Below are 21,306 nucleotides of genomic sequence, written 5' to 3' on the forward strand. Positions count from 1 at the left end.
CTGGTTGGGTGAGAGCCAGCCCAGCGCGCTGTGGGGGTGCTCTTCATTCTAGCGGCGCGACTAGGCGGCGATCAGGGTGCGGGCATGGTCGAGCCCATCGAACATGTTGTCTTCCAAGAGTTCATCACGCATGCGGTTGTGTAAGGACTCCACGAGCCCGCCCAGCCAAGGCTGGCCCGGTGGGATGAATGCTTGGAGCGTGTCGTGCTCGCTGGCCCAGCGCCCCACGGCTGCGGCGATGAATTCAGGCCCGTTATCGGCCCTTAGCACCTGGGGTGCTCCATGTGCCAGGACAGCCAGGTCAAGCATTTCGATCACGTCGGCGGCTCCCATGCGCCGCTCGACGCGGAAAGCCAGGTGCTGGCGCGTGAACTCATCAATGACGTTACAGACCTTAAAGACACGCCCCTTCCAATCCGAATCAAACTGGAAATCAATGGCCCACACCTGCCCAGGAGCACTAGCCCTGACCAGGCGCTGTAGGCGCGGCGCGGTGCGGGGCTTGTGGGCTTTGCGCGGGCACACGCGAAGCCCCTCGGTGCGCCACAAGCGCCGGAACGTATCACGGCCCACGACAATGCCCTCGCTCTTGGCCCGCGCCCAGGCGCGTTGATAGCCCCAGCGTCGATGCGTGGCGGCAAAATCGTTCATCCACTGGCGCACAGGCCCATGATCACGCAGCGTTTTCGCCCCGCCCGCCGCGCGGGTGCGGCAATACGCTGACCGGGACAGCCCGGCAACGCGGCATGCAAGACGCTGAGAAAACCCCTGACCAACCAGGTAGCTCACAGCTTCATGCCTGCGCGCCGGGCTTAGAAGTTTCCCTCCGCGAGCTCTCGCAGCGCTGCCTTTTCCAGCTCGGCTTGGCCTAGCAACTGTTTGAGGCGCGCGTTTTGCTCGCGCAACTCACGCAGTTCCTTGGCCTCACTACGACTCATCGACCCATAACGCTGGCGCCACCGGCACAACGTCGCCTCGCTGATACCCAGCACGCGGCAGGCCTGGGCCGTACTCATGCCCTCACCTCGCAACGCCTCGGCCTTCTCCAGCTTCACGACAATCTGCTCAAGCGTGTGCTTCGAGAACTTCCTCATGGTCATCCATTCTGCCCGGCCACAAACAGCCGGGACTACTCAGAACAACCCTCTCAAAACAAACGGTCCAAAAACCCAGAATCCTCCACGGCGGCATGCGCAAGGCAGAGATCGAACGTCTCAACGAGCAGATCCGAGCACACAAGGCACACATCCTTGCCTGGGAGAATCCGTCTACCTAGACGAAGACACCTACAACCACGCACTGGAAGTCCACGGCACAGTTCAGTGCCTGGAACCCCTGATCAAGACATACGACGAGAAGAACATTCTCAAGAAAGAAAAAGACCAGCTCCTCGAGACCCTGCACACCAAGATGATCGGCTCGATCGCTGCTGATTCCAACGCTGAGATGAACCGAGTCAACGCTGAGTTGTATCCCGATGGCAGCCGCAAGGTGTGCCCATAGTTCCAGTTCCAGATCAACGGGCAAGGCATCAATTACAAGTTCGACCACTGCGGCAATCGAGGCTCAGGAGCCAAGTCCCGGCACCTGGCGATCTTCGATGTCGCAATGCTCCGCCACACGCCGCTGCTGTTCCTCATCCACGACTCAGCGATCATCAAACTCGTCGGACACGCACCCGTTCGCGCGCTGCTAGGCGCATACATGCGTGCGGCGGAACTCACAAGCGCTGCAGAAGAGCCCAAGCAGGTATTCTTCTCATTCGATGCGACAAAGGCGTATGGTCGGCAAGCCGAGGAACTCGTCGAAGCGACGCGCGTCATCCACCTCGGCGACGGCCCTGAAGCCCTCTACGGCTTCACCTGGAACACAGAGACCACCGAGGAAGGTAACTAACCATGCGTATCACCTTCAAACCGCTGTGGAAACTCCGCATTGGCCGCGACATGACCCGCGAAAACCTCCGCCGAGCTGCAGGACTATCCCCAGCAACCATCGTCAAGCTCGGTAAAGACGGCAACGTCACCACCAACGTACTGCTGTGGATCTGCCAAACTCTGCAGTACAATCTTGAAGATATCATTGAAGTAGTGCCAGAAACAGCAAATAAGGAAATGCCAGCATGAGTAACCTTGGACCCTTCATTTGGGGCATCGCCGACCAGCTCCGAGGCGATTACAAGCCGCACGAGTACGGTGATGTCATCCTGCCGATGACCATTTTGCGCAGGCTCGACTGTGTACTCGAAGACCATCGGGAGGACCTGGCTGGGCTAGTCCGAGCCTTTGCTGACAAACCTGAACTACTCAGCGCCCAGGTCAAGCGCAAGACCGGCTTGTCTTTCTACAACACGACACCGTGGACGCTGCAGACGCTACTCGGCGACCCCGCAGGGCTCGAGGCCAACTTCAAGCAGTACGTCGATGGATTCTCGGACAACCTCGACGTCTTCGAGCGGTTCAAGTTCGGCGACCAGATTGCCAGGATGGCGGAGAAGGATCTGCTCTTCATCATCATCGAGAAGTTCGCGCGCGTAGACCTGCACCCGAACAAGGTCCCCAACGCAGAGATGGGCGACCTCTACGAGTATCTGATTCGCACGTTCAACGAGTCCACCAATGAGTCGCCCGGTGAGTACTTCACACCCCGCGACGCAATCCGGCTCATGGTTGACCTTGTCTTTGCCGGGGACGACGACGCGCTCTCGGTTCCAGGTACGGTCCGATCGATTTACGATCCCACCGCGGGAACAGGTGGGATGCTCTCGATCGCAGAAGAACACCTCATCGGCACCCCGGAACACCCTGGCCTCAACCCCGACGCTCAGCTACGCATGTATGGGCAGGAGCGAAACGACCAGTCCTACGCCGTCTGCAAGTCCGATCTGCTGATCAAGGGGCACGATCCCTCCAACATTCAGCTCGGAGATACGCTCGCAGATGACAGGTTCCCCGCCCAAACTTTTGACTATTGCCTTTCCAACCCTCCTTATGGCGACGATTGGAAGAAGAGCCAGTCGGCAGTAACTGCCGAGATCAAAGCGCTAGGCGCCGCAGCTCGATTCATTGAAGCCACACCGCCGATTAGTGACGGCCAGCTTCTGTTCCTCCAGCACCTGATTCATAAGCTTCGCCCGAAAAAATACGGGGGAGGTCGAGGGGCAATCGTGCTTAATGCGGCGTCGACATATGGCGGTAATGCGGGAGCCGGACCAAGCGAAATCCGGAGGCACTTGATTTCACTTGGAATCGTGGATTCCATCATCGCTTTACCCACCAATATGTTCTACAACACTGAGCTTGCCACATACATTTGGATTGTCGATACAAATCGACCGAAAGATCGGGAGTACACCATCCTCTTGATTGACGCACGGAACCTATTTACTCGAATGCGTAAGAAGCTTGGAGATAAGGTACATCTGATTGATGAGGAGAATAGGAGTCGAATCGTCAAGGCCTATGTAGATTATGAGTCGAGCAACATTTCGCGCATTGTCCCCACCTCAGCGTTCCACTATGTATCAGCCAAGCTGAAATTCCCTGAAGTTGGCGACGACGGCGAGATTAAGCGAAGAGGAACAGGCAAGGTAGTCGAAGATAAGGGACGTGCGATCGACCTGAAACTGCCCATTCATGGCGACATTAGCGACATGGAGATTGCGATTCATCGGACCGTCGATGACTTCATGGAGAATGAGGTTGACCCACGCTTCGACGGCTGTTGGATCGACGCAACTCAAGCAAAGGTTGGTTGCGAAATCGCATTCGAACAATTCTTTTTTCAGCCGGAATCATATCGAGAAGAAGCTGAAATCATGGAGGATCTCAAGATTGCGCAAACCGAGTTGATCGACCTTATTGAAAGGATGTCATAGTGGTGGTCAATAGGCTCGAACATCTTCCTGAAGGAATCCGCAACTTCTTCTTGACGACCATCATTCAACATGGGTCGGTCCCGCTGTTTACCGTTCTAAAGAAGACGAAGAGAACCAATGCGGGAATGCAGGAGAACAATCTCCTCTCCTTGAGTTACGGCCAGATTATTCGCAAGGACATTCATACCGACACCGGATTACTTCCGGCATCCTTCGAAACCTATCAGATCGTCGAAGCTGAGCAGATTATATTCAGGTTTACCGATCTTCAGAATGACAGGCGGAGTCTTCGTTCGGCGTTATGTACGGAACGTGGAATTATTACCAGCGCCTATCTGGCGACCGAAGTGATCTCGAATGAATTCTTGCCTCAATATCTGAATTATCTTTTCAGAGCGTATGATCTCTCGAAGATATTTTACGGTATGGGAGGAGGCGTTAGGCAATCTCTATCATTTGCCGACATTGCACGTTTGCCGATTCCTATGGTTCCGCTTGACACGCAGATGCAGATAGTTTCGGAACTCGATAGCCGACTTGAAATCGTCTCGAAACTATCCCCTGCATCTAAAGGCGCTGGTTCCAGTTCGTCGGCAATCGAAAGGTTCGTAGCTATCGTAAACGAGGGACGTGACGCGCATATCGTTCGGACCGTTTTGGGAGGTCGATGAGTCATGGCAACGCAGCATGAGAAGGCTTTCGAGGAGGAGATCTGCGACTACCTGGCCGCTCACGGCTGGGTTTATCAGCGCCACTACCGTGGCTACGATCAAAGCCTGGCTTTGGTGCCTGAGGACGTCTTTGCTTGGCTGCGATGCACACAGCCGGAGCAGTTGGACAAGGTCATCAAGCCGTCGATGTCTGCCGCTGAGCAGGAGCGCGCCAAGCAAGGCATTCTCGACCGACTTGCGAAGGAGCTCGATCAGCCTCTGGAGCATGGCGGTGGAATCTTGGCGGTGCTTCGGGGCGGATTCAAACGCACCCCGGCCAAGTTCGCCATGTGCGCGTTCAAACCTGCAACTTCGCTGAATCCCACCGCGCAGGAGCACTACGAGGCCAACATTCTGCGGGTGATGCGCCAAGTCCACCACTCGGCCAAGCATCCCAATGACTCGATTGACCTGGTCTTCTTCGTCAATGGCATCCCCGTGGCAACTACCGAACTGAAGACTGACAACACCCAGTCAATCGATGACGCGGTTCATCAGTACAAGCACGATCGCAAGCCGCAAGGCGAGCCGCTTCTGAAGTGGGGATCACGTTGTCTGGTCCATTTCGCTGTATCCACGGACGAGATCCGTATGACGACACGACTTTCGGGGACTGACACAGTGTTCCTGCCGTTCAACCTTGGTAATGACGGCGGTGCTGGCAACCCGGTCAATCCTGATGGTGCGGCGACCTCATACCTTTGGGAGCGTGTGCTCCAACGTGACAACTGGCTGCAGATCATTGAGCGCTTCATCAACGCTCAAACGTCGGAGAAAATCGACCCGGTGACCGGGGAGCACAAGAAGTCGACCCAGATCATCTTCCCACGATTCCACCAGTGGGAGGCAGTCACCGAACTTCTGTCGGCCACCAGAGCCGAGGGGCCAGGGCACCGCTACCTCATCCAGCACTCGGCAGGATCAGGGAAGACCAACTCCATTGCCTGGCTGGCTCATGGGTTGGCCAACCTCCACGACTACACCAATACCAAGATCTTCGACTCGGTCATCGTGGTCACCGACCGGACAGTCCTCGATGACCAGTTGCAGAAGGCTATCAAGGCGATCGAAGGCACCCGCGGGACGGTCGGAACGATCAACGCCGATGAGGTGCGCAAAGCAGCAGAAACCTCCAAGTCGGCTCTCCTCGCCAAGGAACTGACTAGCGGCAAGCTGATCATCATCGTCACGTTGCAGACGTTCCCCTTCGTTCTCGAGGCGATCTCTGAGCAGGGTGGAATGGCAGACAAGAACTTCGCTGTCATCGCGGACGAAGCCCACTCGTCTCAGACTGGAACAAGTGCGCAAAAGCTGCGCCAGGTCCTCTCGCAGGCAGAGGTTGAGGCAATCGGCGAGGGTGCAGAGCTGTCCGTTGAGGACGTGCTGGCTGCGGAGATGGCTGCGCGCGCCACATCCGCAAACGTGTCCTTCTATGCCTTTACAGCCACCCCCAAGGGTAAGACCCTCGAAATGTTCGGTCGACCCGGTGCCGACGGGACACCGCAGGCGTTCCATGTGTATTCGATGCAGCAGGCCATCGAGGAAGGGTTCATCCTCGACGTCTTGCGCAACTACACCACCTACAAGACAGCATTCCAGCTCGCACAGAAAGCCGATGGGAAAACCGCGCCCACTGATGAAGTGGACGAGACCACCGCGACGAAGGGCCTTATGCGATGGGTGAGCCTGCATCCGACCAATATTGCCCAGAAGGTCCAGATCATCGTTGAGCACTTCCGAACCAATGTGGCCCACCTGCTTGATGGGCATGCCAAGGCAATGGTGGTGACCTCCAGCCGGGCGGCAGCCCTCAAGTACAAGACCGCGATCGACCGGTACATCGCCTCTCATGGTTACGAGATGGGAACCTTGGTGGCCTTCTCAGGCAGCCTTACCAGTGATCAAGTTGAAGAAGTAGTTCCTGGGGTCACCGAGCCCTATACCGAGCACAACATGAATCCGGGGCTACGCGGACGCACCATTCCCAACGCATTCGCTGGTGACCACTACCAGGTGCTGATTGTGGCCAACAAGTACCAGACTGGCTTTGACCAGCCGCTCCTCTGCGCGATGTATGTTGATAAGAGGCTCGACGGCATCGAGGCAGTCCAGACACTGTCACGCTTGAACCGTACCCTGCCGTCCAAGGGCAAGGACACCACCTACGTCCTCGACTTCGGCAACGATCCCGAGACAATCTTGAACTCGTTCCTGCCGTACTTCCGGACGGCCCAGATCACCCAGACAACAGACCCCGATCTGGTGCACGATCTAGCCCGCAAGCTCGAGACGGCCGGTATCTACAACGCAGACGAGGTCGAACGCTTCGCTCAGGCCTTCATCATCGAAAACGCACATGGCAAGCACACCGGCCCCCTCAAGAGCGCTGCCGACCGCTTCAATGGTCGTTACTGCGCAGCGCTCACGGACCAAGACAAAGCATCCATCGATGAACTGGACCTCTTCCGCAAAGACGTGGGATCTTTCGTTCGCCTCTACGACTTCCTGTCCCAGATCGTTGACTATGAGGACACCAATCTGGAAAAACTCGCGCTGTTTCTCCGCCTCCTCAAGCCGCGTCTCACAGGGCGCAAGAGTACCGAGGAACTTGACCTGTCAAGCATCGAGTTGACACACATCAAGCAAACACGGCTTAGCGAGGGATCAATCTCGCTGACTGGCGACGGGGAGAAACTCAAGCCGATGGGTGTCGGCGGTGGGACCACACGCGACCTGAACATGGTGGCCTGGGAACAGATCCTGAAGAACATCAACGATCTGTTCGAAGGGGAGAATTTCGACCCCGACTCGGTCAACTCTTGGGTGCAGGGGGTAGTAACCATTCTCGTCAAGGACGAGGCGATCCGAGAACAGGTCAACGCCAACAGCAAGGAACAGTTCCGCGAATCGCTCACCATTGAACAAGCCGTCACGAATGCTGCCCTCGACCACCATGACACTCAGAACAACATCCTCGAGAAGTTCTTCGAGAGCCCTCAGCGTCGAGCCGCTGTAATCCGCGAGATTTCGGACCTCATCTACTGGGAGCTGTCCCACGTCGTACAAAGGGGTGAACACGACGAGATCGCCGCAGGCGCATGAGTTGAGAGTCGAGTGCCTAACGCTCGCAAACCGTCGATAAACCTGAAGTTCGCCGCCGTACCGTCTGGGCAGGGCTAGGCAAGATCGCCGAGGAGCCTCCCCTCGCTGGTGCGCCAGGTGGCGTTCGTGGGGGTTGGGTTCACGGGCTCTTCAGAGTTGAGTGTGGGTGACCGGGTGTTGGTCGGGGGTTGCGGGTAGAGGTCGAGGTCCTTGATGATGAGCGGACTTCAACCCCCGCTGCCTTCAAGGACCGCGACAATGTCTCACCCTACCTGCTGCTGCTCTGTGTCGCTTGATCGGTGTGATCGGTGTGATCTGCTCGTCGACTTGGAGGGCTTCCATCTGATGAGCGTGGCTCGCACCCCAGATGCTCTGGTACTCGACATAGAGTCCTGTGATCGCTGTGCTGGCTGCCCGGGTTGTGGGGTGACTTGCTCAAGGCCACGGTCGTATGGTGGTGGAGGTGATCGACGCGCCCTGGGCCGGGGTCCCGGCAGGTTCCGGTGGCACAATACGGCGCTGGATCTGCCGCGAACGCACCTGCCAGACGGTGACATTCCTGGAATATGACGAGCGGGTGTGCGCACCCCGGGCGCGTTTGGGTGTGCGGGCGATCCGCTGGGCGATCCGACAGTTGCGCTCGGAGGGAGCCACTATCTCAGGCCTGGCCCGCCAGTTAGGAACCACGTGGAATACCGTGTGGTCCCATATCAAGCCGTGCCTGCAAGCCGCATCTAAACCCCGCCCGCTTCACAGGGGTTCAGGTGCTGGGGGTTGACGAGAGCCGTGTGGCACCACCAAGACCGACGCCGCCGGGGCCCACGAGCTCACCGGCATCGTGGACCTAACACACGGGAGGTCGGGCACTGTATACAAGAACTGGCTGGCCAAGCTCGAGCCTGTCAATTTTTCTGTGTATGGGGGTTAGAGGTAGGGGGTGATTCGGTCGGGGTAGGCGGTGGTGAGTTGGGCGAGGGCTTGTTTCCAGTTGGTGGTGGTGTGTCCTTCGATGAGGCGGGTGTGTCCTGTTCGTTTGTTGGGGGGTTTGCCAGCGTCTGTGAGGCGCTGGGCGGCTCTTTTGTCTTCGATGTTGCAGATGGCGAGCCACAAGAGTTTGACGGCGGCTTCTTCGCTGGGGAAATGCCCGCGGTTCTTGGTGATTTTGCGTAGCTGGTAGTTCAAGGACTCGATAGCGTTGGTGGTGTACACGACGCGGCGCAGCATGGGCGGGAACGCCAAGAACGGCGTGAAGCGCTGCCAGGCGCGCTGCCAGGTGGCAACCGTTTGGGGGTAGCGCGCTCCCAGGTCGCTGGCCGCGAAGTCCTCCAGCGCCCCTCGGGCGGTTTCCTCGTTGGGCGCGCTGTACACGGCCTTGAGAGCCGCGGCGACGCTCTTGCGGTCCTTGTAGGACACGAAACGCATGGAGGCGCGGATTAAGTGAACGACGCAGGTTTGGACCATGGACTGGGGCCAGGTCGCTTCGATGGCTTCAGGCAGGCCAGTAAGTCCGTCGCAGCACACGATCAGGACATCGCGTAGGCCTCGGTTGGCCAGCTCGGCGCACACGTGGGCCCAAAAGGAGGCGCCTTCATCGGCTTGGACCCAGATGCCCAGCACGTGCTTGACCCCCTCCATGTCCACTCCGACCGCCAGGTGAGCGGCCCGGTTCTCCACCCTGTGATCGCATCGGACTTTGATGCGGATCGCATCCAGGTAGATCACCGGGTAGAACGCTTCTAAGGGGCGGTGCTGCCACTCCAAGACGGCCTCGCACACCGCGTCAGTGATCGTAGAAATCGTCCCAGCGCCCACCTCCACGCCCAGGGTGGAGGCCAGGTGATGGCGGATATCGCGTACCGTCATCCCCCCGGCATACAAGCTGATAATCATCGAATCCAAACCATCAAGGCGCCGCTGTCCTTTACGCACCAGGCGCGGGGTGAACGAGCCCGCCCGGTCCCGGGGAACCTCGATCTCGAAGGCTCCCACCTCCGACATCACGGTCTTCTTCGTCGTGCCGTTCCTCGTGTTCGAGCGCGCCTGCCCACTGGCCTGGCCCTTCTCATACCCCAAGTGCTCGGTCAGCTCCGCGGCCAACCCGCGCTCCAACGCCTCCTTAAGCAACGCCGGCAACAAGCCCTCGCTACCCGTCATCTCGACCTCGCCAGCATCAAGACGCTCAAACAACGCATCCAACGCCCCCGAGCGACGAAGCTCCTCCACCGTCTCACGCCCACTAGCGCGAGCCACAACAACATCATCATCATTCATCATGCATCAATCCTTTCAAACAAAAGACGGATACACAGACAATTAAACACGCCCCCAAGCTCGGCAAAAATTCCGCTCCAATACCCAGATTGCATCTCTAGAGCCCTTCCAGGGATAGCAAGAACGCCATCGATAGCCAACTCCAGGAGGCAACCCCACCAACTACAGACTCCGAATACTCCTCATCACCACAGGCCTAGACGAGTCCACCCACACCCACCTGTGAAGAGCCAGAGATCTTGACTTCGCCAGCATCAACATTTGGTCTCGATCCCGGCCGTCGCCAGTCAATCCGTTCATGCAGCACACCACCACAGCTCTGAGCAACTCAGATCAGACCACTCTCACGGAGTATGCGAATCTCCCGAATAGTCTCCCTGACTTCAGACTCGTAGCCATTCGTCGCGCCGATGTAGAACGCTCGCAGCCCTTTGCTTCGCAGTAGATGTGTGACAAGAGCAGCCGTGATGCCGGCCTGTGAGAACACAAAGTAGACAGGCTCGCTACCATGTTTCGAAGTCTTTGAGAGGAAAGAGTCAACAAGCTTACCAGCCACGTCTTCGCAGTCACTTGACTTGACTTGTTTGGCCTCAGACTTCTTAAGAGCCACATCCCCATCGGTCGCTACACCATGATCGAGAAGCATCTGCACGCGGTCTTCCGCACCCATGAAGGGGACTTGGTAGCGCTCTCGAATGGTTGCATCAAGGAAGATATAGTCTTTATCTTTCTCAACACAGTATGGGATCGAGTCAAGTGGAACCTGCACTACCTGAAGTCGAATTAGCTCACTTGTGCTTTTATGATCGTCGACGAGACGCCACACCAAAACAATTAACTGCAATGCTAACACACACAACATAGCAACAATCCAGAACGACAGCATAATTATTACAGAATTAATGAGTTCCTGTTTTGCGGGCGCAACATTAGTAATCTTACGTAAAACTGCACTAGCCACAACAATACCAAATAGGCCAAACACGCTAAAAACTATGCCCAATTGATCTCGACTACTTCTACTGATGCGACTTACTCGCCTGCCAATACAGTAAGAGTGAATGACATCTTTGGCTATCTCACGCGTTAACTGTTGTCTTACGGAATTTGATATTTCGGTTCGGGAGCCAAGAGCACTACGCTTTTGGAATACACGCAAGTACTTTAACCCTTTTACCTTCCGCCCATAACTGAACCAGCTCTTTAAATCACCTCCGTTTTTCATTACTTTATAAAGATCATTTACATATTTTCCCAAAGTAAAGATCGCTACAGCAATACCAACCACCGTGGCAACCAATTCAAGCCAATTCATAGCTACTCCTTCGTAAGTCAAGTTATGTCTACACTGACAGCCTTACAGGCACTTTATCACCGGACATTACTCAAGCTACATGTATGTCAAACGATGAACACCCGACAGCAAGCTACTCAATAGCCAAGTGTTTAACAATTCAACCGATGAAGTTATCAGCGCTTACACACCCGATACGCACCGACCCTGATGATGAGCACATCAGGGTCTCCGGACATCTCAGTCCTTCTCAAACCCAATCTGCCAAAACCCCATATCAAGAACCTTCATCTGCGGATAGATGAGGTCGCCGACCCGCATTCCACGCCGCGCTTCCTCGAGGCGGTCGTTGTGCTCCTCGTAGAAGTCCAAGAGCCTACGGACGGACTCTGGGCTGTATTCCCGCGTCGTTACCTTGTATGTCGCAACGCCATCCTGAAAGAATCTGTCGTACGCAGGCACGCACCCGAGCGTTCCCATGAGGATCTTCGTGATGAGAACCGGCGACACAGAAGACGCAACCTTACGCCCTGCAACCTCATCGCGGATAGGCCCGAAATGGGCGGCGATGTCGTCACACAGCTTCTTAAGCCTCTTCTGAACCTCAGGCTCCCGCAGACCCACGCAAGCGACCCCGAACAGGCAGTCGTATTCGGGCTTGAGGATCTTTTCGACGATGGGCACAAGCACCTTGTAGTCCTTCTGCAGCAGGAAGGACGAGCCCCTGTACATCCCCCAGCTCGCCAGGTAGAAGGCGAGGTGCAGGCTCAAATAGTCGTAATCCGGGGAGGGGTCGGTCCGTGCATCTCGAAACACGCGATAGCAATGCTCCCACGAGCGCGAGCGCCCATTCTTATCCCTGCGCGCATCCTCGTAGAAGGTCTGCGCAGCACTAATCAACTCATCGATGGCTTCCATATCATCTGACCTTCCAGATAGAAATCCACTCCGTCCACTCCAAGGGAGCGGTGGGCTGAACGGTTGACTAAAACGTACAACGTAGTCCGTTTGGGAATCAAGCCCATCCCGGCTCTTCAGAGTTGAGTGTGAGTGACCAGGTGTTCGTCGGGGGTTGCAGGTAGAGCTCTTGGTCCTTGATGATGAGCGGACTTCCAGCCATGCAGTGACCAGAGAACGCAAGCAGAGCCCCACAGGAGCATGCACCAGGCATCGATACGGATTCGCATTCACAGCCGTTCGCGGATTCCGCCATCAAGTCATTATTTGGAAGCCTAGTACCCCCGCGCCCACTCTCGCAGCGCCGCTTCGACGACCTCGGACGCGTTCGTCGTATCCGTCGTAGGTTGCACGTAGCATCGCCGCCTCGTACACGTCCTCGTCGATGCGCACCGTGACCTCGACGACCGGCACTCGAGGAGCGACTCGCTCCACCACGTCCCGCTGCTCACCGAATCTCGACCCGACCGTCAGGCCGTTTACCTCCGCCCACCGCCGGATTTCGGCGTTCTGCTCCGCCATGCTTGTATCGTCGCGCTTCGTGATAGTCATATGTCTACTTCATGGCGGGGTTCCTCTCTTTGTGGCGCGCCCAGCACCCCACTTGTCGTCGATGACCCGGGGACCAGCCACGGCCTCGTCAATCCTCGTGCAGCTCTGGCTGGCGCTCGACGTCGCGCACCCACTCGCGCACCGCGGCGCGGAGGGCTCCCGACCGTGACGTGATGCCCTCACTGGCCGCGCGAGCCATCATGGCGTCGAAAATATCAACGTCAAGGCTCGTGGTTACGGCCACTCGTAGCGGGGGCACGGGATGACGCGCTCGCTCCTCGCGCAGGAAGGCCACAAGTTCTTCAGCTTCTCCGGATTCAATGAGCTAGCGTTGGAGGTCGGCCTTCATCTTCACGTCCGCTCGGTTACTGCGCTTCCTCATGGGGACAGGTATACACGGCACATGCCTCACAGAGTGTGCGACGCAGCCACTGCACACAGATTGACATGAATCAAGGCTTCTCCTGTCAGAGCGTTTCACGTGAAACATTTGGCGGCCCACTGGCGACCCCACCCCCGAGGGCCTTCCGCGCACACGCGCCTCCCCCATTCGGACGCTTGACTCGCGCGCTGCACATTCGCACCGTTGCGCGCCCTATCGACATCAGTGTCCAGATAGTGGCCCACAGTTTCACCTGTAGGTTGCGCGGATGTCGGGAGAGCGGATCAATGTTTGACAAGGTCAGACGCGAGGCGCTCGCGACGAACGCACATCTGTGCCGCTCATCACCAGAAATCGGGTGAATGTGCATAATAGTTACTTCGCATTCTGAGTATTTCTTACCAGTTCGAGGCGTAGTCTTACCTCCTATCAGGGCGCGTCTCCGATGGCGGGGGCGCACAGGAGGACACCTCATCGTGGAGGTTGATAGATCATGATGGTTCCGCCGTTGTCTGAACGTCCCGTGACCGAGGAGGACGAGGAGCAATTCCGACGCGAAACGGCGCCGCGCAAGTACACGCTGCGCCGACGCTGGGCTGACTACCGCGCCGAGGTCAAAGCGCGCCGCCCCAAGGGCGCGCGGGCCCGCGCCCGGGCGTGGCTGCACGTCGAACCTTTCTATTGGGGGATGCGCGTAACCTACGTGGTCCTCTTCGCTGGCGCGGTCTTCGCGGTGTACATCAACGGGGTGGCCGAAGGCTGGTGGCCAGCCTGGGGCGAGAGACCCACCGTGGCAGCCACGACCACGGCGCCCACTGCCAGGCCTGTGCCCACTGCGTCTGCCACGGCCTCGGGCGAGGCCGCGATGTCGGGCGGCTACCAAATTGGCCCCGACGGCGTGCTCGTGCGCCCCGCCGAGCACGCGGCATCCACCTACACCAAACCAGAACTACCCGAGGAGGCCAGAGAAAACACCGAACGAGGAGCCGAAGCAGCAGCAGAACACTACCTCGCACTCCTAATCTACGCATTCAACACAGGTGACACACAGCCATTTGCTGACATGTCATCACCGACGTCAAAATTTGCATCAGACTACATTAACGATGTGAATGAGCAATACTCCGACGGGTGGAATTATGGAATGGAATCCAACATCACGTATGTCCTCCGTGTCGAGCCGGTTGAGGCAAATGGGAATGATGTCCCTCAAGGTTCCATCCTCGTTAAGTTCCGTACCGAAACATATGAGGGAACATCCTGCACAAGGACAAAAGTAGAAACACCGGCATCAAAATATAAGTCGACGGTTACGTTTATCATGACATGGCAAAACGGCAAATGGAAAGAAATTCAGGGAAGGACCGTTGCTGACAATGAGGACTAGGTTACCGATATTCAGCATTGTCGCGCTCCCATTTCTTGCTCTCCCGACTCTGTTGCAACCCATTGCTACAGCCGCTCTCGAACAACCCACTCCAAAAATAGGAGGACATATCGAAGATGGAGAAGCGCTAGTTAACGGCGAGATGGGTAATAGCGAGTCTGATCCCGCATCTCAGCCGAATGATCATCGTCCCGCTGATGACATTCCTGCCCTCACCGCTGATGAGGAGGCTGATCCTGTGTCAGATTCCTACAAGAGCGCCGTGCCCTGCAAACAAGTATTTCTCGGCAAAGTGGCCAACAGCCCCATTGTCTCCGATGATGCCACCGTCGATGACTGTCCGCTCCCTCCTGATCCACAGGGTGGACCGAACCAAGACCCCGGCCGCACTCCCACGACACGAGACCTTCTGTATCTAGCGACAGCTGTTGTTCACGCCGATGGGGCTGGGTTGTATAAGCGGCCGTTCGGCGTCTCCTACACGAACAAGTTCATCCCCACCATCGTCGCGGCAACACGCCCCACCCAAAGTCATGTAGTTACAATGTTTGGCCGCGAGATCACCGTGACATTCACAGCCACAAACTACGAGTGGAACTGGGGAGATGGAACCCAGAACCTGGTGACCACGTCCAAGGGATCGGTGTGGTCCGAAGGCATGGATTTGAACACCGACCCACGCTTGATCCGACACTACTACACGCCCCCACAAGGGTGGCGCTCCGGGTTCGACGGCCCGTACCCTCACGAGAACCGCGAAATCACGCTCACGACGACGTGGAGTGGAACACTCACGAACCCTTTCACCGGGGAAACACAGACGATCAACGGCCTGATCACCACCACCGAGACAACCGGACCGTTCCCGTTGTCTCACCTGGTCATCAACAACACAGACACCTGGGAAGAGAAACAAGGCCACTAAGGAGAGGCATGAACCATGAGCACTATATGGGCACAGCAACGCAGCTTCCGCCCCTGGATCGTCGCGATCATCGCAACGGTTGCGATCATCGCGGCAACCCTACTAGGACTGCGCGCGTTTAGCTCGAGAGCACACGCCGAAGGAGAGACTCCCCCACAGTCGTCGCAATCCGACACGACTACGCTGAGCAGCGGTCAGTTAAACGACGAACAGTCCGGAAGTAGCCAGTCCGGCGACAGTACATCGAACGACAGCCAGTCGGGCGACATGACAGCCTCCGACGAACCAGTACCCGTCAGCATCCCTAGCCCCACGCCTCCACCCAACCTAGACGCAGGTGGACTAATCAGTGCGCAAGCAACGTCGCAGTGGTACCTGGATCTATGGACCTATGCGTTCAATACCGGAGACACCGAAGAGTTCATGAAGCTATGTCACGCTGAGCCCTTCTGCACACAATTCGAAAATGATATGCGAATATTCCATTCGGAACAAACCGTGATCAGTCCTAGCACCTCGAAGTATCTCATGACACAGCAGGTATACGATTGCACAGATCCGGCACACCCAGTCAATGCAGCATGCATTATGTTCCGCTATTCCTCAACTTCTTTGATTACCAGTCCCAAGGACGCGGACACCCCCTCATCCCACTATTCGACGATTAGTGTCTCCAATGGTCGCCGTGACGAAACCAGTCAATACGAATGCAAGATGCGTCTGGAGGCAGAAGGAGATGTTTGGGTTGTGAAGATAGTTCACACACACCTCCTCTAGGTGTTTGGCGACGAGCGAGGGTTACTGACACAACCGGAAAACTCCCCTAGGCTCTGCCCCCGACAGAGAGCCCAGGAGAATGTTTCACGTGAAACAGTCACCGCGGCACGACGACAGACGTCGCTTCAGGGAACGATGCCGACCTCAGAGACGAATGTTTCACGTGAAACACTCGGTACCTGTGCCTACAGGCGCGCGCACCCGCACCCGCGCGATCACCCCGAATACACACACGCGCCGGTCCACCGCTGATACCAAGCGGGGTGCCACCTCTCGGCAGCACCCCGCTCAGTCAGTGACGAACGCTCACACTTGGGCCCCACTCGCCCACGCCCCAGCTCCACGAAGGCGCCTGCGCGCCCGACGCAGACGCCCCACACAAACGGACGCACCGGGCCCTCAGGCCCGCGCGCCCCCAAGGCCTCAAGCCCACGGAGCCCACAAGCCCTCACCCCCGCCTCTCCCGCAGCCTCCGCGCGAGGACCCCATGCCTCGGCGCGAAGACCCAGGCGAGCACGAAGCACGCGGTGAGCACCAGGACGATCGTGGCGCCCGTCGGCACGTCCAGCGCCCACGACAGGTACAGGCCGACCAGGCCTCCGGCAGCACCCAGCACGGGCGACAGGATCATCATGGTCCCCAGGCGGTCGCACAGGAGCCGCGCGGTGGCCGCGGGGGTGACGAGCAGGGCCAGCACCAGCACGTTGCCGATCATCTGCACGGAGATCACGACGGCTAAAGCCACGGCGACATACAAAGACAGATCGGCAGCGAGCACGTGCACGCCCGCCGCCCGGGCGCTCTCGCGGTCCAGGGTCACCGCCACGATGGGCCGGTGCGCCAGGAACAGCATCAGCAGCACCAACGCAGCGCCACACATCACCACGGGCACATCCGACGCCGGGATGCCCGTGATCGACCCAAACAGGAAGTCCTGCAGGCTCCCCGCGTACCCGGGCGCCCGCGCGATGATCGCGACGCCCAGCGCAAACGCGCCCACGAAGAGCACGCCGATGACGGAGTCCTCCTTAAGCCTGCGGTTCTGCGCCAGGAGTGCCACGAGCACGGCGGTCACGACGCCCGCGAGCGCCCCACCGAACACCAGGGATCCGCCGCACACGAACGCGATCGCCAGGCCGGGGAACACGGAGTGCGCGACCGCGTCGCCGATGAACGCCATGCCGCGCAGGACGACGTGCACGCCGACGCTGCCGCACACGAGCGCGGCGACGACCGCGATCAGCAGCGCGCGCGGCAGGAACGCCAGCGCCGGGTTCGTCAGGTCGCGGAAGAAGTCGTAGGGGCTCAGGAAGTCCGCCGCCGGGACGAGGCCTCCTCCCCCCGCGTGGATCACGGTGCTCATGCGCGCACTCCTAGGGCGTCGAGGATCGGGTTGTCGGGTCGCACGTCGAAGGCGCGGATCCACGGGTCGGCGTCGGCCAGCTCGTCGGGCCGCCCGGAGGCGACGATCGTGCGCCGCAGCAGGTAAAGGCGGTCGCACCCGGCGCGCGCGCCGATGAGGTCGTGCGTCGTCATCAGGAGGGCTCGCCCCCCGTCCGCGAGCGCGCGGAACAGGTCCATGAGCATCTCCTGCGTGGGCATGTCGAGGCCGGTGAAGGGCTCGTCGAGGAGCAGCACGGCGGGCCGGATCGCGAGGGCCCGGGCGACGAGGACGCGCTGGCGCTGCCCGCCGGACAGCTCGCCGATGGGACGCTTCGCGAGGTCGCGCAGGCCCACGAGGCTCAGGGCCTCCTCGACGGCGCGGAAGTGCGGGGTCCGCGCGCGCCCGAGCAGCCCGCGCCGCACGGTGACGGCCTGCAGGACGGCGTCGCGCACGCTGATCGGGAAGTCCCACGCGAACTCGTGGCGCTGCGGCACATACCCGATCGCGCCGTCGGTCTCGACGCGCCCGCTGGAGGGGATGAGTCCCAGGATCGAGCGGATCAGCGTGGTCTTCCCGGCGCCGTTGGGTCCGATGAGGCCGACGAGCTCCCCGGCCCGGGCCTCCAGGTCGACGCCCGTCAGGACGCTGCGCCCACCCAGGGACGCGCCCAGTCCGGTGACGCGCAGCTGGCTCACTGCTCCCCTCCCCGATCGACGAGGCCGGGGCCCTCGTCGCCCTCGCCCGCGCCGGGTGCACCGTCAGGCCCCACGCTGGGCGCCGCGCCTCGGGCGGGCACGGACCTATCGGACGAGGCCATGGCCGCTTCCCCGCTTCCCTCACCCTTCGCGGTGGGCAGGGGGGCGAGGAGGGAGTCGGCCTCGGCGATGGCGGCGGCTTGTTCGGCGCGGCTGCGGCGCGAGCGCGCGACGACGAGCGCAAGAATCACCAGGAGGGACAAGCTGGCGACGGCGATGATAGCGAGGAAAGCCCAGTCGGGCAGCCCGCCTTCGGAGGAGGGCGACGTTGACTCGGAGGAGCCTGCGGCTCCCGGCCCGGCGGCGCCCGGGTTCGCGGAAGAGGAGCCAGCGCCTTGGGAGGCGCCCGCGGCCGGGTCCCCAGAACCAGAACCAGAACCGGCAGCCGCGGGCGCGGCCATGGCCAGGGCCTCGGACGCGGAGGCGGCGTCACCGACGGCGAAGCGCAGGGTCGTGGAGGCGCTCACGGCCTCGCCGGCGGTGGTCGTGCCCAGGAAGGTCACGGTCGCCGTGTAGGTGCCGGGGGCGGAGAACGCCCAGTTGGCGTGCACGTGCGTGCCCGAGTCGATCCACACGTCGCCAGGCGCCGCGCCGGAGTCGGCGAGCAGGAGGGGCTTGCCGAAGGTGCCGGACTGGAGGAACAGCCACGCACGGCCGGGGCCGGACACGGGGCCGACGCGCATGGTGAGGCCGCGGTCGATGGTGGCCGTGACGGCGGGGTCTTGCGTGTTCCACCCGAGCCACACGACGCTCGGGTTCTGCGTCTGGGGGATGACGTGGACGGGCTTGCCGGCGACGTCGGCCAGGAAGGGGTAGTCGGCGGAGTCGGGCGCGGTCATGATGGCCGCGTCGCTGACCCGCAGGACGGTCTGGTTGGGGTCGCGCCACACGGCGCCGCTCTCGGCGTCGTGGCGCAGGCCGGCCCGCCACTGTCCATCGATCAGTCGGGGGCCGAGGTCGACGTGTCCGACGCTGATCTCGCTGGCCTCATTCGACCATTCCTCGTGAGCGGCGACGCTCTGCGCGAGGTCGGGGTCGGGTGTCGGGTCAGCAAGAGAAGAGGGCGCGCCCACGATGACGAGGAAGGCCGACACAAGCAGAGCGCTCAGAGCCAGGCCGAGGCGCGCGGAGCGCGACGAGGCGCTGGCAGGCCGCCGGCTAGCCCCGGGGGCGGCGGCAGGGCCTGGCCGGGCTTCGAGACGCGGCGCCGAGCGCAGCTCGGTCGCCAAGTCTCGCGGGCGGGCCGCCGCCCCCGGGGCGAAGAGCCGGCGGCCGGCAATCGGGCGAGAAGGGAAGGGTTTCATGGCATCTCCTTGCCGCCCAGGCAGCGTGCCAGTGAGCGGGCGTTGTGTTCCATCATGTCGATGTAGGTGGGTGCTTGGTCGTCGAGGGTGTCGCCGTACAGGGGGCAGATGTCCACGCCCGCGTCGGTGGCGGCTGTGCGCAGGGTGGAGCGGGTGCGCGCCAGGTTGGGTTCGAGGAACACCGCGGGAATCGAGGAGTCGGACAGGGTGGCCTGGAGCTTGATGCGGTCGGCGATGGAGGGTTCGACGCTGGGGTTGGGCGCGACGAAGCCGGCGACGGTGAGCCCGTAGGCGTTCGCCAGGTACGCGTAGGCGTCGTTGGTGGTGACGAGTTTGCGGCGCTCGGAAGGGATGGACGCGATGGTCGAGGCGACGGTGGCGTCGAGCTCGTCGAGGCGCGTCAGGTAGGCGGCCGCGTTGGCCCGGTAGGTGGCCTCGCCGCCCGGGTCGACGGAGATCAACGAGTCGCGGATGACGCGCACGTACGCCTGGGCGTTGTGGACGTCGTGCCACAGGTGGGGGTCGATGTCGCCGTGGACGTGCTTGCCGAGGACGGCCTGGGGCAGCATGTACACGCTGGCGCCGGGCTCGCCGATGAAGCGGAACGAGGCCTCCCCGGGGATGGTCGTGAGCGCGCGGGTGGGCACTTCGATGACGACCTGGTCGAGGTCGGTGCATTCCATGGTCGAGGCGACGGCCGCCGCGGCGCTAGATGCTCCCACGCAGGGGGCCGCGGCCTCGTCCCCGCCGAGCGCGCCGACGTCGGAGGCGAGTTCGACGCGTTTGGTGGTGAGGTTGACGGTGATGTCGGCGTGGCCGGCGTTCAGGACGCGGCGGCCCTCACTGGCGGCGACGTCCTCGGGCGGAGTGCCGACGGCGAAGACGGCGGTGCCTTCCCCGACGCTGACGGGCGTAGCGCCGGGGGTGGTGCGCAGGTTGGCGCGGAAGTGGACGCGGTAGACGCCGGGGGCGGTGAACGCCCAGCTCATGTGCTGGTGGGCGTCGGCGGGCAGCTGCGCGGTGTCGGTGTCGTATCCGCCTGCGGCGTTGAAGCCGTCCGAGGTCGCGAAGGCGATTTCAGGCTGCCCGAACGACGTGGTGAGGTAGGCGGCGGCCTGCCCGGGCCCGTCGACGCCGGTGGTCGTCAGGTCAATCTGCGAGGCGCGGGTGGCCCCCATGTCAGCGCCGTCGCCCCACACGCGCATGCCAAGCCAGGGGGTGTCGAGCGCACGGTCTTCGACGAGGGGCAGGATGGTCGCGCCGTTCTTGGCGGCCTCTTCGGCGACGGAGACGGAGCGCGAGCCGACCGGCAGATTGGAGTCGAGGGCGCGAATGAGGGCGTGCTCTTCGAGCATGAGGTAGTTGGAGAAGGCGACGTCCGCGTAGGCCACGTCGCGCACGGTGCGCAGGGAGGGCTCCCACGAGTGCGGGTCTGCCCCGTTCGGCACCATCTGCGTGACGTGGGCGCGATCTCCAGCAACGTTGCGCACGAGGTCGGCGAGGATGCCGGTCGTGGCGACGACGCGCAGTTCACCGTCGGATGCCGGATCGGGCGCGGGCGCGCACCCCGCTAGGGCCGCCGTGAGCGCAAACGTCGAGGCGGCGAGCACACACCCACTCCCCCGCCAC

20 protein-coding genes are annotated in these 21,306 nt (G+C 60.5%); 10 read left to right on the forward strand and 10 right to left on the reverse strand.

Annotated features, from left to right (window positions below):
* Positions 1-60 precede the first annotated feature (60 nt).
* Together QU663_RS10370 and QU663_RS10375 are read right to left on the reverse strand one after the other, a co-directional pair.
* On the reverse strand, positions 61-789 hold the full coding sequence (locus QU663_RS10370) for an IS3 family transposase (RefSeq protein ID WP_304990590.1): 729 nt from the start codon (positions 787-789) through the stop codon (positions 61-63).
* A gap of 23 nt (positions 790-812) precedes the next feature.
* Positions 813-1,094 carry a transposase gene (locus tag QU663_RS10375; protein ID WP_034480883.1) on the reverse strand — a complete coding sequence of 94 codons (282 nt, stop codon included), beginning with the start codon at positions 1,092-1,094 and terminating at the stop codon, positions 813-815.
* On the opposite strand from QU663_RS10375, the gene QU663_RS10380 reads away from it, so the two are divergent.
* From QU663_RS10380 to QU663_RS10410, 7 genes are all read left to right on the forward strand, one after another.
* Positions 1,093-1,503, forward strand: a complete 411-nt coding sequence (locus QU663_RS10380) for a hypothetical protein (protein WP_021611496.1) — start codon at positions 1,093-1,095, stop codon at positions 1,501-1,503. The two genes, QU663_RS10375 and QU663_RS10380, sit on opposite strands and share 2 nt — an antisense overlap.
* Before the next feature lie 27 nt (positions 1,504-1,530).
* Entirely contained in the window at positions 1,531-1,896 is a 366-nt protein-coding gene (locus QU663_RS10385) for a DUF2326 domain-containing protein (RefSeq protein ID WP_232210920.1), read from the forward strand.
* A 2-nt stretch (positions 1,897-1,898) separates the two neighbouring features.
* Positions 1,899-2,126, forward strand: a complete 228-nt coding sequence (locus QU663_RS10390; RefSeq protein ID WP_021611498.1) for a helix-turn-helix transcriptional regulator — start codon at positions 1,899-1,901, stop codon at positions 2,124-2,126.
* Positions 2,123-3,877, forward strand: a complete 1,755-nt coding sequence (locus tag QU663_RS10395) for a class I SAM-dependent DNA methyltransferase (RefSeq protein WP_021611499.1) — start codon at positions 2,123-2,125, stop codon at positions 3,875-3,877. Before QU663_RS10390 ends, QU663_RS10395 begins: the two co-directional genes overlap by 4 nt.
* Positions 3,877-4,548 (forward strand): hypothetical protein, encoded by a 672-nt coding sequence (locus tag QU663_RS10400; protein ID WP_021611500.1) that lies wholly within the window; start codon positions 3,877-3,879, stop codon positions 4,546-4,548. The genes QU663_RS10395 and QU663_RS10400 overlap by 1 nt, the downstream gene beginning before the upstream one ends.
* A 3-nt stretch (positions 4,549-4,551) precedes the next feature.
* Positions 4,552-7,689 carry a type I restriction endonuclease subunit R gene (locus QU663_RS10405; RefSeq protein ID WP_021611501.1) on the forward strand — a complete coding sequence of 1,046 codons (3,138 nt, stop codon included), beginning with the start codon at positions 4,552-4,554 and terminating at the stop codon, positions 7,687-7,689.
* A 451-nt stretch (positions 7,690-8,140) separates the two neighbouring features.
* The gene (locus QU663_RS10410) at positions 8,141-8,467 is read left to right on the forward strand and encodes a helix-turn-helix domain-containing protein (RefSeq protein ID WP_232210946.1); all 327 of its coding nucleotides are present in this window, start codon (positions 8,141-8,143) and stop codon (positions 8,465-8,467) included.
* Positions 8,468-8,613: 146 nt separating this feature from the next.
* Here QU663_RS10410 and QU663_RS10415 read toward each other — a convergent pair whose 3' ends face one another.
* From QU663_RS10415 to QU663_RS10430, 4 genes are all read right to left on the reverse strand, one after another.
* On the reverse strand, positions 8,614-9,963 hold the full coding sequence (locus tag QU663_RS10415; protein WP_304990554.1) for an IS256 family transposase: 1,350 nt from the start codon (positions 9,961-9,963) through the stop codon (positions 8,614-8,616).
* Between the two features lie 325 nt (positions 9,964-10,288).
* Positions 10,289-11,275 carry a hypothetical protein gene (locus QU663_RS10420; RefSeq protein ID WP_232210889.1) on the reverse strand — a complete coding sequence of 329 codons (987 nt, stop codon included), beginning with the start codon at positions 11,273-11,275 and terminating at the stop codon, positions 10,289-10,291.
* 219 nt (positions 11,276-11,494) lie between these two features.
* Positions 11,495-12,172: a hypothetical protein gene (locus tag QU663_RS10425; protein ID WP_021610593.1), complete on the reverse strand. Its 678-nt coding sequence runs from the start codon at positions 12,170-12,172 to the stop codon at positions 11,495-11,497.
* A 294-nt stretch (positions 12,173-12,466) separates the two neighbouring features.
* Entirely contained in the window at positions 12,467-12,763 is a 297-nt protein-coding gene (locus tag QU663_RS10430) for a hypothetical protein (protein ID WP_304990591.1), read from the reverse strand.
* Between the two features lie 875 nt (positions 12,764-13,638).
* On the opposite strand from QU663_RS10430, the gene QU663_RS10435 reads away from it, so the two are divergent.
* From QU663_RS10435 to QU663_RS10445, 3 genes are all read left to right on the forward strand, one after another.
* Positions 13,639-14,532 (forward strand): DUF6318 family protein, encoded by an 894-nt coding sequence (locus QU663_RS10435; RefSeq protein ID WP_021610590.1) that lies wholly within the window; start codon positions 13,639-13,641, stop codon positions 14,530-14,532.
* A 142-nt stretch (positions 14,533-14,674) separates the two neighbouring features.
* Positions 14,675-15,457: a hypothetical protein gene (locus QU663_RS10440; RefSeq protein WP_232210888.1), complete on the forward strand. Its 783-nt coding sequence runs from the start codon at positions 14,675-14,677 to the stop codon at positions 15,455-15,457.
* 15 nt (positions 15,458-15,472) lie between these two features.
* Positions 15,473-16,234, forward strand: a complete 762-nt coding sequence (locus tag QU663_RS10445) for a DUF6318 family protein (RefSeq protein WP_084437368.1) — start codon at positions 15,473-15,475, stop codon at positions 16,232-16,234.
* 448 nt (positions 16,235-16,682) lie between these two features.
* On the opposite strand, the gene QU663_RS10450 is transcribed toward QU663_RS10445, so the two are convergent.
* From QU663_RS10450 to QU663_RS10465, 4 genes are read right to left on the reverse strand one after another with little or no spacing between them, the layout of a single operon-like run.
* A complete protein-coding gene (locus QU663_RS10450) occupies positions 16,683-17,597 on the reverse strand; it encodes an anchored repeat-type ABC transporter permease subunit (protein WP_021610587.1) in 915 nt (304 codons plus the stop codon).
* Positions 17,594-18,313 (reverse strand): anchored repeat-type ABC transporter ATP-binding subunit, encoded by a 720-nt coding sequence (locus QU663_RS10455; protein ID WP_021610586.1) that lies wholly within the window; start codon positions 18,311-18,313, stop codon positions 17,594-17,596. The genes QU663_RS10450 and QU663_RS10455 overlap by 4 nt, the downstream gene beginning before the upstream one ends.
* Positions 18,310-19,677, reverse strand: coding sequence for a choice-of-anchor M domain-containing protein (locus QU663_RS10460; protein ID WP_304990592.1), 1,368 nt, complete (start codon positions 19,675-19,677; stop codon positions 18,310-18,312). The genes QU663_RS10455 and QU663_RS10460 overlap by 4 nt, the downstream gene beginning before the upstream one ends.
* Positions 19,674-21,287, reverse strand: a complete 1,614-nt coding sequence (locus QU663_RS10465) for an anchored repeat ABC transporter, substrate-binding protein (protein ID WP_021612752.1) — start codon at positions 21,285-21,287, stop codon at positions 19,674-19,676. The genes QU663_RS10460 and QU663_RS10465 overlap by 4 nt, the downstream gene beginning before the upstream one ends.
* Positions 21,288-21,306 lie beyond the last annotated feature (19 nt).

This window comes from Schaalia sp. HMT-172, assembly GCF_030644365.1.
In the GTDB taxonomy this organism is placed as follows: domain Bacteria; phylum Actinomycetota; class Actinomycetes; order Actinomycetales; family Actinomycetaceae; genus Pauljensenia.